Source organism: Flavobacterium sp. (genome assembly GCF_043773265.1).
Taxonomy (GTDB): domain Bacteria; phylum Bacteroidota; class Bacteroidia; order Flavobacteriales; family Flavobacteriaceae; genus Flavobacterium.
The window spans coordinates 17,482-30,400 of record NZ_JAYVFH010000058.1 but is presented as its reverse complement, the minus strand read 5'-3'; the positions used below and the strand labels follow the sequence as shown (position 1 = coordinate 30,400).

Here is a 12,919-nt window from a genome sequence, read left to right as displayed (position 1 = left end):
GCAAACATTTTCCTGGACATGGTGATACATCAACTGATTCTCATCAAACATTGCCAATAGTAAATTTTTCTCGAGAACGAATAGAAGATGTAGAATTGTATCCTTACAAAAAAATGTTTAGCGAAGGATTAGAATCTGTAATGGTTGCACATCTAAATGTTCCAAGTCTTGAACCAAGAGAAAATTATCCAACATCACTTTCTTATAATGTGGTTACAGATTTATTGCAAAAAGAACTAAAATTTGAAGGATTGATTTTTACCGATGCCTTGAATATGAAAGGCGCAAGTAATTTTAAAAAACCAGGTGATATTGATTTACAAGCATTTCTTGCTGGAAATGATATATTGCTTTTTGCAGAAAACGTGCCATTGGCAGTAGAAAAAATTACTCAAGCATATAATGATACATTAATTTCTGATGAACGTTTGGCACAATCTGTAAAAAAGATTTTGCATTATAAATTTAAAGCAGGTCTTAACAAATATAAACCAATAGATGAAACCAATTTAATTGCAGATATAAACCCACAATACAATTCAGAGTTGCAATATAAATTGTATGAAAATGCAATTACAGTCGTAAAAAACAAAGATGAAATCTTACCAATTAATGATTTATCAAAAGCTAAAGTAGCTTATATAAAATTGGGTGATGACACTGGAGTTAAATTTTTAAGTACACTAAAAAAGTACACAGAAATAACCGAAGTTTCTAATGCGAATATAGATAGTTTACTTGTTGATTTAAAGCAATTTAACACAGTAATAATTGGGTTTCATAAATCAGACAAATCTTGGTGGAAAAAACATGAATTTACCGATGTAGAACTGCAACTTATTGAAAAAGTTTCAGCTAATAATAATGTTATATTAGATGTTTTTGCAAAACCATATTGTCTTTTACAAATTCCAAATTTTGAAAATTTTGAATCAGTCGTTGTTTCTTATCAAAATGGAGATATTGCACAAGAAGTTTCAGCCGAAATTATTTTTGGTGCTGTCGATGCTAAAGGAAAATTACCAGTTTCTATAAATAATTCTTTTCTTGTAAATGATGGTTTGTTTACAAAAAAAATAAACAGATTAGGTTTTTCAACTCCAGAAAGCGTTGGAATGGATTCTAAAAAACTAGCCGAAATAGAAAAATATGCCAATAAAGCAATTGATGGTAAAATGGCTCCAGGAATGCAAATTCTTGTAGCAAGAAAAGGTAAAGTTATATACCAAAAAGCTTTTGGATATCATACCTATGATAAAAAAACCAAAGTTCAAAATTCTGATTTATATGATGTTGCTTCTGTAACCAAAATGGTTTCTACTTTGCCAAACGTTATGAAAGTTTATGAAGATAAAAAAGTAAGTTTAAATAGTAGGTTAGGAGAGATGTTACCAGTTTTTAAAAACACCAATAAAGATTCGATAGTTTTTAAAGAATTATTATCACACAATGCACGATTACAAGCTTGGGAACCATTTTATAAAGCAACAATAGATGCCGATAAATGTCCTTTGGATAAATATTATAGTTTGAGTTATCAAAAGGATTTTACAAAACAAGTTGCAGAAAATTTATATATTAGAAATGATTATCAAGATTCTATAATGGCAAAAATTGCATCAAGCAAATTATTAGATAAAAAAGAATATAAATACAGTGATTTTGCTTTTATTATTTTAAAAGATTTTTTAGAAAAAACAACTAGTAAATCGATAGATTATTTAAGTACAGAGTTGTTTTTCAAGCCGTTAGGAATGAATAATACAATGTATAATCCATTGCGAAAATTTGATATGTCTGTAATTCCTCCAACAGAAATTGATACCTATTTTCGTCATACAACAATTCAAGGATATGTTCACGACATGGAAGCCGCAATGGAAGGCGGAATTGCAGGTCATGCAGGTATTTTTTCAAACTCTATGGATATTGCTAAAATGATGCAATTGTTTTTAAATAAAGGAAATTATGGAAATAATCAATATTTTTCACCAGAAACTTTTGATGTTTTTAATACTTGCAATTTTTGTATTGAAGGAAATCGTCGCGGATTAGGATTCGACAAACCACAATTGGGAAAAGAAGGTCCAACTTGCGGTTGCGTTTCTAAAGAAAGCTTTGGTCATACAGGATTTACAGGAACAATGGCTTGGGCAGATCCAGAAACCGAAATTATTTATGTATTTTTATCCAATAGAACCTTTCCAGATTCGAATGCTCCAAACAGACTTTCAAAAGAAAACATTCGCGAAGACATTCAAAAAATTATTCAAGATGCAGTTTTAGATAAATAAATTAAGAAAACTATTTTTAATTTTTTACTAGTATTATTTTTATCAAATAATACATTTTCTCAAAAACTTAAAACCAATCAAAAAGCAGTTATTAAAACGACTTTAAACTGCGACCATTGCAATGAATGTGAAACTTGCGGATTAAAATTTAAAACAGAAATGCTAAAAATAAAAGGCGTTAAAATGTATGAGCTGGATGATAATGCAATGACGTTTACTGTTTATTACAATGCTAAAAAGACAAATCTTCAAGCGATTAAAGAAGGTATTTCTAAATTGGGTTATGATGCTGATGAAGTAAAAGCAACTCTAGAAGGAATTGCCTCTTTGGATGAATGTTGTAAAAAATTAGATTAATAATTAATTATATATATTTAATAGCATTAATTTTCATTAACTTCGTTTATTATAAAAATAATTAAACAATTTAAACATGAAAAACATCCAAAAAGTAATTAGTTTATTTTTAGTTTCAATTCTATTCATTAACTGCTCAAGCGACAAAAAAGAAGATACAAATCCAACAAATACATTTTCTTCAAACATAAACATAAATTTTGTAAATTTTAATCCATCAATTTCTTCATCAAGTCTTTATACATTATTGGAAACAGGAATTAATGGTGGTCAAGCAAATAAAAGAACTTTCTATTTAAGAAAAAATGCTGCAAGTACTAATGATTTTAATGCTACAATGGAGTTGAAAATTACTTATCCAATTGGACAAACAATAATTGATGGAACTTATGAAATTTCTAATTCAAATCTTCCTGTAAATGCAATTGCAACTGGTCAATACCAAAACGATTCTAGCCAATACATCTTTTCATCTGGATCAATTTATGTTACCGATTTAGGATTAAATAAATTTAGAGTAGAATTTATTAATGCTAAAATTGCACCATTTGGAAGTGCTGTTGAAACTCCAGTTACAGGTTTTTGTCAAGGTACATTTTATTAAAAAAGAAAATTTAAAATTATTTTTTCTTACATTAGCAGTATTATTTAAAAACCATGAAAATAGCAATAGTTTGTTATCCAACCTTTGGTGGAAGCGGAGTTGTAGCAACTGAATTAGGAATTGAACTTGCTAATCGCGGACACGAAATTCATTTTATTACCTACAGACAACCAGTTCGTTTAGCATTATTAAATTCTAATGTGCATTATCACGAAGTAAACGTGCCAGAATATCCTTTGTTTCATTATCAACCCTATGAATTAGCTTTATCAAGTAAGTTGGTCGATATGGTTAAATTATATAAAATTGAACTTTTGCACGTTCATTATGCTATTCCGCATGCCTATGCAGGTTACATGGCAAAACAAATGTTGAAGGATGAAGGAATAATTTTACCAATGGTAACAACACTTCACGGTACAGATATTACTTTGGTAGGAAACCATCCTTTTTATAAAACTGCAGTTTGTTTTAGTATTAATAAATCTGATGTAGTAACTTCGGTTTCTCAATCATTAAAAGACGATACACATAAATTATTTAATATTAAAAAAGACATTCATGTAATTCCAAATTTTATTGAATTAAATAAACTTAGAAATGAAACCTCAATTTCCTGCCATCGATCTGTAATGGCAAAAACTGATGAAAGAATAATTACTCACATTAGTAATTTTAGAAAAGTAAAGCGCATTCCAGATGTTATTCAAATTTTTAATAAAATTCAGCAAAAAATACCAGCCAAACTAATGATGGTTGGTGATGGACCAGAAAAAGCACAAGCTGAACAATTGTGTTATGATTTAGAAATTCAAAACAAAGTAATTTTCTTTGGAAACAGTAATGAAATTGATAAAATATTATCCTATTCAGACTTGTTTTTATTACCATCAGAAACAGAAAGTTTTGGTTTAGCTGCACTTGAGGCAATGGCATGGAGTGTACCTGTAATTTCTAGTAACTCTGGTGGTTTGCCTGAAGTAAATTTTCCTGGACAATCTGGTTTTTTAAGCAATGTTGGAGATATAAATGAAATGGCAGAAAATGCTTTGAAAATTTTGAGCAATAATGAAACTCTTGCTGCGTTTAAAGTTAATGCACTAGAAGTTGCAAAACAGTTTGATATAAAAAACATATTGCCATTATATGAAGATTTGTATAAAAAGGCACTTCAAAATTCATTATGAAAAAAATAATTTCGGTTTTATTTATAGCTTTCTTTTTTTCGTGTTCAACCACAAAATCAAAAGATGATTCTAAATTGCTTTATAAAGTATTAGTATCTAGTGATTTTGGTGGAGCATCTTTTCAGTTTTTTGAAATAATTACAGAACAAAAAGAGTTTGCAATATTGCTTGGTGATGATGAAATTAAGAAATTTGTTAAACCAAATGATATTAATTCATCTAATTTTATTTTAGTGAACCTTGGAGAAAAAAACACTGGTGGTTATAAAATAGAAATTGTAAATGTTGAAGAATTGTTAGATAAAATAGTAGTTACTATTAAAGAAAAAAAACCTGAAGAATCTCAAATTGTAACTCAAGAAATTACAAATCCGTATTGTGTTCTAAAAATAAATTCTAAGAAACCAATTGAAATAAAATAAAAAAGCTTCCAAAAATATTTGAAAGCTTTTTTAAAATTTAAAATTTTAGAATCTATATCTAATTGCCAAAGCTAAATCTGGACCAAAATTATCTTCACGATAATTATCAGAATTAAAATAAAGCTCAGGTCTTATGTCTAATGCTAATTGAATTGGCACTTCTTTAAAATTGTACTCAATTCCTAAATCTCCAGCAACAAACACAAATGTTCCATTGTCTCTAAAGTTTTGGTTTCCATTATTGTAATCATAACTCCAACTTCCTAAACCACCACCAATACCTGCATACCAATTGAAACCACCATCAATATTCCAAACCCATTGGTAAACACCAGTAAGTTTAAAAGCATCAACATTTCTACTGTTTCGGAATCCTAAATCAAGTTCCAATCTATTGTTACCACTCAACCTACGTTGGTAAGAAATTTCACCACCAAAACCATCATTATCTCCTAAACGTAATCCTAAAGCGTTTTTCGAAATGTCTTGTGCTTGTGTGCTAAATGCTAATCCTATTAACATAAAAGCAGATAAAATAAGTTTTTTCATAATTGTTTTGTATATAAATTAGTTATGCAAATAACCAAATTTTTAACATATCACAAGTTATAGAATTTTAACAATATGTTATATAATTATTTAAACTAGAAAAAACTAAAATTATTATAATTTACTATTAATTTGCTAGATAAGTGTCCAAAAACTCTTCTTGAGTTTGATTACCACTTTGAGGTATTGGTAAGGTTACACCAGGAATATCTTGTAATGTATAAGTAATATTAGTATTAGTATAAACCATACCAATATCTTTAGAATAATATTGAGATGATGTAACAACGTCTTGCGGAGCCAAAATATTTATTGTTATAGGAAAACCACCAACAGTTTGTGTTGTTGTAATTTTTAAATTTAATATAATTTTACTCTTTTTTACATCTGTATAAGCATCACCATTAGGAGAAGTATAAGTTGTTAAATCTAAATCACTTACAGATTTTAAAGTATAAGTAAAATCTAACGGATAGCCAGAAACAGTTTGAGAAAATGTACCACTAACTAAACTCAATTGCTCATTTACAGTTCCGTTTTGTTTTAAAAGAATAAAATCTGATAATGAAATGCTAATTGGAGTACCCAATCCAAAATCGAATGTTGCTGCTCCAGTCATTTTTATTGAAGTTCCATCAACTCTTAAACCATTATTTCTTAAAGAACTAGAAAAGAATCCGTTAGGAAGATTTAAAGTTTTCATTTTTTTATAAGTTATTGCACTAATTAAAGTGTCATTACCAACATATAATGAATCTCTACTTGTGACATCTTGAGTTACTACATCATAAGTCCAATTGTTGGTTGAACTCAAAGGAAGATAAGTTGTTGCTTCACCAAAGGTATTTGAATTGCTGTCAGATGAACATGAAGAAAAGCTAATTAAAGTAATTAGAACCAGTAATTTAATAAAGTTTGTTTTCATTTTTTAAATTTATTTTTTACAAATTAAGTAAAAAAAAACTAATAATTTCAAAAACATTTTTTTTTAGAATTAAACTTCCTTGATTTTTATAAATTATTTGAATTAAATAGAATAGGATTAATAAACTTTTAATCTAAACTACTATATTTGTTCAAAACAAATTAAAATGGCTGGAAATAGCTACGGAACACTATATAAATTAACAACCTTTGGAGAATCTCATGGTGAAGCACTTGGTGGAATCATTGATGGTTGCCCAGCAGGATTAAAATTAGATTTTGAAGCAATTCAATTAGAAATGCAACGTCGCAAACCTGGTCAATCTAGTATTGTTACCCAACGAAAAGAAGAAGATGAAGTACAATTTTTATCTGGAATTTTTGAAGGAAAAACAACAGGAACTCCTATCGGATTTATAATTCCAAACAACAATCAAAAGTCAGATGACTATTCTCATATAAAGGATTCTTATCGTCCAAGTCATGCCGATTATGTTTACCAAAAGAAATATGGAATTCGTGATTATCGTGGTGGTGGAAGAAGTACTGCCAGAGAAACCGCTTGTAGAGTTGTTGCTGGAGCAATTGCTAAACAGGTTTTAAATGATATTAAAATTAATGCATTTGTATCATCAGTTGGCGAAATTTTTATAGATAAACCGTATCAAGATTTAGATTTTAACCTTATAGAATCTAATGCTGTTCGTTGTCCAGATATAGCTACAGCCCAAAAAATGGAAGAATATATTAAAGAAATTAAAAAAGAAGGTGATACTGTTGGCGGAACAATAACTTGTGTATTACAAAATGTACCAATCGGATTGGGCGAACCAGTTTTTGATAAATTGCATGCCGAACTTGGTAAAGCTATGTTATCAATTAACGCTGTAAAAGGATTTGAATTTGGAAGCGGATTTTGTGGAGCACGAATGAAAGGAAGCGAACACAACGATTTATATAACGAAGATGGAACTACCAAAACTAATCTTTCTGGCGGAATTCAAGGCGGAATTTCAAATGGTATGGATATTTACTTTAGAGTTGCTTTTAAACCAGTTGCCACTTTAATTCAAAAACAAGAAGTACTTACAAATACAAATGAAATTATTGAACAACAAGGAAAAGGAAGGCACGATCCTTGTGTTGTGCCAAGAGCAGTTCCAATTGTAGAGGCAATGGCAGCAATAGTTTTAGCCGATTTTTATTTAATAAACAAATCTTACCAGCAATAAAATGTCAACAGAAATACAACAAAAAAAATCTCCTTTTAGCAATTTAACAGTTCAAATATTAATTGCAATGGTACTAGGAGCAGTTCTAGGAATCTATGTTCATAATAATTATTCTATAGAAAGTGCCAAAGAGTTTAGCGGTTATATAAAAATGTTAGCAACAGTTTTTATTAGATTGGTTCAAATGATTATTGCACCATTAGTTATAACCACATTAGTTGTAGGAATTGCAAAACTTGGTGATATAAAAGCTGTAGGTCGAATAGGAGGAAAAGCAATGGGTTGGTTTTTTACTGCTTCATTTGTTTCTTTGTTAATTGGTTTATTTTGGGTTAATATTTTGCAACCAGGAGTTGGTTTAAATTTATCTGATGTAGATGTTTCAACCGCAGTAGAAGTTACTGATAAAACAAAAAGTTTTTCGGCTCAAAACTTTGTTGAACACATAATTCCTAAAAGTGTTTTTGAAGCATTAGCAACTAATGAAATTTTGCAAATTGTAATTTTCTCTATATTCTTTGGATTAGCTGCTGCATCAATGGGTGATCATGCCAAACCTGTTGTAAAAGTATTCGATATTATTTCTCATATTATACTTAAAATGGTAAATTATGTAATGAAATTTGCTCCAATAGGAGTTTTTGGTGCCATTGCAGGAGTTTTTGCAATTAGAGATTTAAACGAATTATTACTTACTTATGCCAAATTTTTCGGTTCCTTTTTGGTAGGAATTTCTACTTTGTGGATTGTTTTACTAATAGTTGGTTATATTTTCTTAAAAAATCATATGACAACTTTATTAAAACGAATTGTGAGCCCATTAATAATTGCATTTGGAACAACAAGTAGCGAAGCAGTTTTTCCTAAACTTACGGAAGAATTAGAACGATTTGGTGTAAAAGATAAAATTGTATCGTTTATGTTGCCGTTAGGATATTCTTTCAATCTTGATGGAAGCATGATGTACATGACTTTTGCAAGTATTTTTATTGCACAAGCATACGGAGTACAATTAGATACTCCAACACAAATGACAATGTTATTAGTATTAATGCTAACTAGTAAAGGCATAGCTGGAGTTCCTAGAGCAAGTTTGGTTGTAGTAGCAGCAACTTGTGGCATGTTTAAAATTCCAATAGAAGGAATTGCATTAATCTTACCAATTGATCACTTTTGTGATATGTTTCGTAGTGCTACCAATGTTTTAGGAAACGCACTGGCAACTTCTGTTGTAGGAAAATGGGAAAAGGATTAAATTTTAAATAAAAAAATGTAAATTTGTAACCAAAACTAAAAATCAATATTTATGAAAAAACTATTACTTTCTTTATTACTTTCACTTCCAACTTTAATTAATGCACAAGCAACTTGTGCTGCTGCTGTTAATATTACAGCAAACGGAACTATAACTACACCAGCAATTACTGGTACTTATCAAACAATTTGTTTAGCAACTAAAACTAATATTAAAGCAGTTTGGTATAAATATACAGCTACTGCTAACGGTGAAGTTACTGTTTCATCAAACTTGCCTGCAAACGATGGTATAACATATACCAATGACACTAGATTATCAATTTTAAAAGGTGCTACTTGTACAACTTTAACTTGTCATGATTCTAACGATGATATTTCGGCTACAAATTTTTTATCTGAAAAAACATTTCCAGTCGCATCAGGAACGACTTATTACATTCAATGGGATAATTATTGGAACGTAGGAACTGCAGCGGCAACTATGCCTTTGCAATTTACTTTCAATTTTGTTGCTGCACCATGTGTAAGAGTTGGTTCGGCAGATTTTTATTTGCCTGATACCTATACTACATCCTCAGCAAATTTATATTGGAATCAATCTGTTAGTGCTCCTGCAAATTATGATATTGATTGGAGCAATACGTTTGCTACTGCTGCTGGTGCTGGAACAATAGTATCTGTACCTTCAGGCGCTTTAACTTATACACAAGGTCCTTTAACTGGATTGCCAGTTTCTTCAAATTTTCGTTATTTTGTTAGAGCAAATTGTGGTGCTTCTCAAAGTGCTTGGCAAGGTCCATATTATAGTTATTTAGCTAAAACATTACCTTACAGCACAACATTTGAAGATGCGACTTTAAATTTTACAGATGGTTTTATTGGCTTTACAAGATTTGTAAGTTCTGCAACAACAACTCCACCAAGTTATGCTGATGGTGGTGATGGTACTTCAATGTATACTTCAAATAGTATAACAGCAATATCTAATAGATGGGGTTATTCTAGAGCAATCAGTTTGGCTGCTAATGAACAAGTTACAATAACCTTTAAAACAAGATTATATTCTGCTGCTGCACCATCACCAATGAGTTTAAATTTAACTGTTGGAACTGCACAAACTACTGCTAGTCAATCAACTATTATACAATCATTAACTTTAACTGATAACACAGCATATACTACACAAACGGCAACTTGGACTGCACCATCAGCAGGTGTTTATCATTTTGGATTAAATAATAATTCTGCAATTGGAGCGACACAAACTTTTATGTTTATGGATACTCTTGGTTTTACGTCTATATTAAGTACTGATGATTTTATTTCAAACAAGTTTAATGTTTATCCAAACCCTGCTAAAAACATAGTTACAGTTTCAACTTCTAATGATGCTTTTATTTACAACATTGAAGTTTTAGATTTGAATGGTAGAATAATTAAAAACATTAAATATTCTAATGTTAGTGATGCTCAAATTAATGTTTCTGATTTAGCTAAAGGATTGTATATGCTAAACATAACTTCTGATTTAGGATCAGTTAGTAAAAAGCTAATTGTTGAATAATTTATTTAAATAAAAATAGTTTATAGAAAAATTAAAAAAACTATAAAACTTTCTTTTTAAAAAAAAAAGTCCAGAAATTTCTGGACTTTTTTATGAATATTTATTTACTATTATCTTCTACCAGAGTTTCCATTTCTTCCTTCAGAATTTCCACCTCTTTGAGAATCAGATTGTCTGGATTGACCTGATTGTGAAGAGCGAGTTGAACCTCCAGAATTTCTAGGACTATTATTAGAATCATTATTTCTTGGAGTTGCTACAGAACGTGGATTACTACCAGATGTACTTCTTGGAGAATCATTATAATCATTATTTCTTGGCGTTGCTACAGAACGAGGATTACTATTAGATGTACTTCTCGGAGAATTATTATAATCATTATTTCTTGGTGTTGCTACAGAACGAGGATTACTATTAGATGTACTTCTCGGAGAATTATTATAATCATTATTTCTTGGTGATGAACTTGAACGTGGATTACTTCCATTTGAATTTCTCGGAGAATCATTATAGGCAACATCATTTCTAGTACTTCCAACTGTTCTTATGTTTCTAGTTCTATCTAATTCATATCTATTTGCATAGCCAGAATTTCTTCTTTCAAATGAATAATTTGGGTGTTGTCTTTCATAACCATTTCCTCTTCTGCTATAATAATTATTATATGCTACATCACATCTTCTATAGTTAACATAGTTATAATTGTGACTAAAGTTTATAAACAAACCAATGTGGCTTCTGTATCTAAAAATTGGAAACGGATTCCAAGCATAATAGTATGATGGATAATAATCCCAATACCATGAAGAACAATAGGGTCTATAATATGGTGTCCAGAAATAATTATATATTATTGGTGTACTTACATAAACTGGTTCATATATATAATTACTTCCATACATATAGACATCACCAACAACTTGAACTTGAATTCTATTGTTACTGTCTTTTTCGACTTCTACTGTTGCAACATCTTGAAATGTATCTCTTCCTAAAACAGATTGTACTACAATTAAGTGCGTTCTTCCTTCTACAGTTTCAATTACTCTTAAATAATCTACTTTATTGTCATTATTCAAATCTAGGTTAGAAATTTGATTTTTTGGATCATTCAATCTGTTTTCAAAATCTTCTAAATCTCTAGAATCTCCAAAAATTGATGCAACAGCTCTCAAATCTAAGTTATCACTAATTTCTGAACTTGTAGCGTTTACAGTAGTTCTGTCTTGAGCATATGAACCAATAAAAACAAAGCTCATAAGTGCCGAAAATATTATTTTAGTTTTCATTATAATGTATTTTAATTGTTAATAATAGCATTTTCATTCATAATCCAATTTCTGTGCCATTAATCATCATTTACAATTCATTAACAATTATAAGTTGTATTTTAGCAACATAATTAAATTTTTATTATGAATAAGTTAGTTTTAGTAGTATTAGTTTGCGTTTTTATGATTGGATGTAAACCATCTCATATAAGTAAAGAAAAATTCTTTACATCAGTAAAAATTGATACTATTTTGAAAGATAAAATTAGTGTCAGACCAATCACTGTTTCGTCAGACAAAGTTTGGTATGCTGCTGATAAAAATAGAGTTGGTTTTTTAAGCTTGATAAATGCTGCTAAAATGGAACGTGCATTAAAAAAAGACACTCTAAAAATGGAGTTTAGGAGTATTGCACAAACTACGAATTCGATTTTTATTTTAAATATAGGAAATCCTGCTTTGTTATATAAATTTTCTAAAGATTTAAAAGAAAAAAAACTTGTTTATGAAGAAAAACATGAAAAAGTATTTTATGATAGCATGCAATTTTGGAACGATCAAGAAGGAATTGCTTTTGGTGATCCAATAGAAAATTGCCTTTGTATAATAATTACTCGTGATGGTGGAGAAACTTGGAATAAACTGGAATGTAAAAATTTGCCAAAAGTTTTTGACGGTGAAGCAGCATTTGCTGCAAGTAACACTAACATAATTATTAAAGGAAACAATACTTGGTTGGTTTCAGGCGGTAAAAAATCGAGAGTTTTCTTTTCTCCAGATAAAGGAATATCTTGGAAAGTTTATAAAACACCTATAGTTCAAGGAGAATCAATGACCGGAATATTTACTGCCGATTTCTACAATGATAAAATTGGTTTTATTGCTGGTGGAAATTATGAAAAACCAAATCAAAATTTTCAAAATAAAGCTTTAACTATTAATGGTGGAAAAACATGGAAATTAGTTGGTGAAAACTCAGGTTTTGGATATGCTTCTTGTGTTCAGTTTGTTCCAAATAGTAATGGTAATCAATTAGTTTCGGTAGGAGCAAGCGGACTTTTTTATTCTAAAGATAGAGGAACAACTTGGGTGCAATTTAGTTCAGATGCTACTTTATATACAATAAGATTTGTTAATGAAACCACAGCAATTGCAGCAGGAAAAGATAAGATTGTGAAATTAGTATTTAGTGTTCATTAATAAGTGACAATATTAATAAAAAAAGCGATTTTCATTGAGAATCGCTTTATAATTTTTA

At 29.6% G+C, this 12,919-nt stretch carries 12 protein-coding genes; 9 read left to right on the top strand and 3 right to left on the bottom strand.

Annotated features, from left to right (window positions below; translation table 11 throughout):
• From ACH2BO_RS03185 to ACH2BO_RS03165, 5 genes are all read left to right on the top strand, one after another.
• The coding region (locus ACH2BO_RS03185; RefSeq protein WP_395043311.1) for a serine hydrolase at positions 1-2,294 on the top strand (2,294 nt) is incomplete at its 5' end.
• Entirely contained in the window at positions 2,295-2,651 is a 357-nt protein-coding gene (locus ACH2BO_RS03180) for a cation transporter (RefSeq protein ID WP_395043313.1), read from the top strand.
• Positions 2,652-2,727: 76 nt separating this feature from the next.
• Positions 2,728-3,255, top strand: coding sequence for a hypothetical protein (locus tag ACH2BO_RS03175; RefSeq protein ID WP_395043310.1), 528 nt, complete (start codon positions 2,728-2,730; stop codon positions 3,253-3,255).
• Positions 3,256-3,308: 53 nt separating this feature from the next.
• Entirely contained in the window at positions 3,309-4,442 is a 1,134-nt protein-coding gene (gene bshA, locus ACH2BO_RS03170) for an N-acetyl-alpha-D-glucosaminyl L-malate synthase BshA (RefSeq protein ID WP_395043309.1), read from the top strand.
• Positions 4,439-4,864 (top strand): protease complex subunit PrcB family protein, encoded by a 426-nt coding sequence (locus ACH2BO_RS03165; protein WP_395043308.1) that lies wholly within the window; start codon positions 4,439-4,441, stop codon positions 4,862-4,864. Before bshA ends, ACH2BO_RS03165 begins: the two co-directional genes overlap by 4 nt.
• Positions 4,865-4,909: 45 nt before the next feature.
• Here the strand turns inward: ACH2BO_RS03165 and ACH2BO_RS03160 are convergent, their stop codons facing one another.
• Together ACH2BO_RS03160 and ACH2BO_RS03155 are read right to left on the bottom strand one after the other, a co-directional pair.
• The gene (locus tag ACH2BO_RS03160) at positions 4,910-5,413 is read right to left on the bottom strand and encodes a hypothetical protein (protein ID WP_395043307.1); all 504 of its coding nucleotides are present in this window, start codon (positions 5,411-5,413) and stop codon (positions 4,910-4,912) included.
• A gap of 127 nt (positions 5,414-5,540) precedes the next feature.
• Positions 5,541-6,338 carry a hypothetical protein gene (locus ACH2BO_RS03155; RefSeq protein WP_395043306.1) on the bottom strand — a complete coding sequence of 266 codons (798 nt, stop codon included), beginning with the start codon at positions 6,336-6,338 and terminating at the stop codon, positions 5,541-5,543.
• A gap of 166 nt (positions 6,339-6,504) precedes the next feature.
• Here ACH2BO_RS03155 and aroC point away from each other — a divergent pair, with 166 nt between their 5' ends.
• Genes aroC through ACH2BO_RS03140 form a run of 3 tightly spaced genes read left to right on the top strand, consistent with a single transcriptional unit; the run spans position 6,505 to position 10,390 of the window.
• Positions 6,505-7,569: a chorismate synthase gene (aroC, locus tag ACH2BO_RS03150; RefSeq protein WP_395043305.1), complete on the top strand. Its 1,065-nt coding sequence runs from the start codon at positions 6,505-6,507 to the stop codon at positions 7,567-7,569.
• A gap of 1 nt (position 7,570) precedes the next feature.
• The gene (locus ACH2BO_RS03145) at positions 7,571-8,824 is read left to right on the top strand and encodes a dicarboxylate/amino acid:cation symporter (protein ID WP_395043304.1); all 1,254 of its coding nucleotides are present in this window, start codon (positions 7,571-7,573) and stop codon (positions 8,822-8,824) included.
• A 51-nt stretch (positions 8,825-8,875) separates the two neighbouring features.
• On the top strand, positions 8,876-10,390 hold the full coding sequence (locus tag ACH2BO_RS03140; RefSeq protein WP_395043303.1) for a T9SS type A sorting domain-containing protein: 1,515 nt from the start codon (positions 8,876-8,878) through the stop codon (positions 10,388-10,390).
• A 110-nt stretch (positions 10,391-10,500) separates the two neighbouring features.
• On the opposite strand, the gene ACH2BO_RS03135 is transcribed toward ACH2BO_RS03140, so the two are convergent.
• The gene (locus ACH2BO_RS03135; RefSeq protein WP_395043302.1) at positions 10,501-11,679 is read right to left on the bottom strand and encodes a hypothetical protein; all 1,179 of its coding nucleotides are present in this window, start codon (positions 11,677-11,679) and stop codon (positions 10,501-10,503) included.
• A 126-nt stretch (positions 11,680-11,805) separates the two neighbouring features.
• On the opposite strand from ACH2BO_RS03135, the gene ACH2BO_RS03130 reads away from it, so the two are divergent.
• Positions 11,806-12,861 (top strand): oxidoreductase, encoded by a 1,056-nt coding sequence (locus ACH2BO_RS03130; RefSeq protein ID WP_395043301.1) that lies wholly within the window; start codon positions 11,806-11,808, stop codon positions 12,859-12,861.
• The last annotated feature ends 58 nt before the right edge of the window (positions 12,862-12,919 follow it).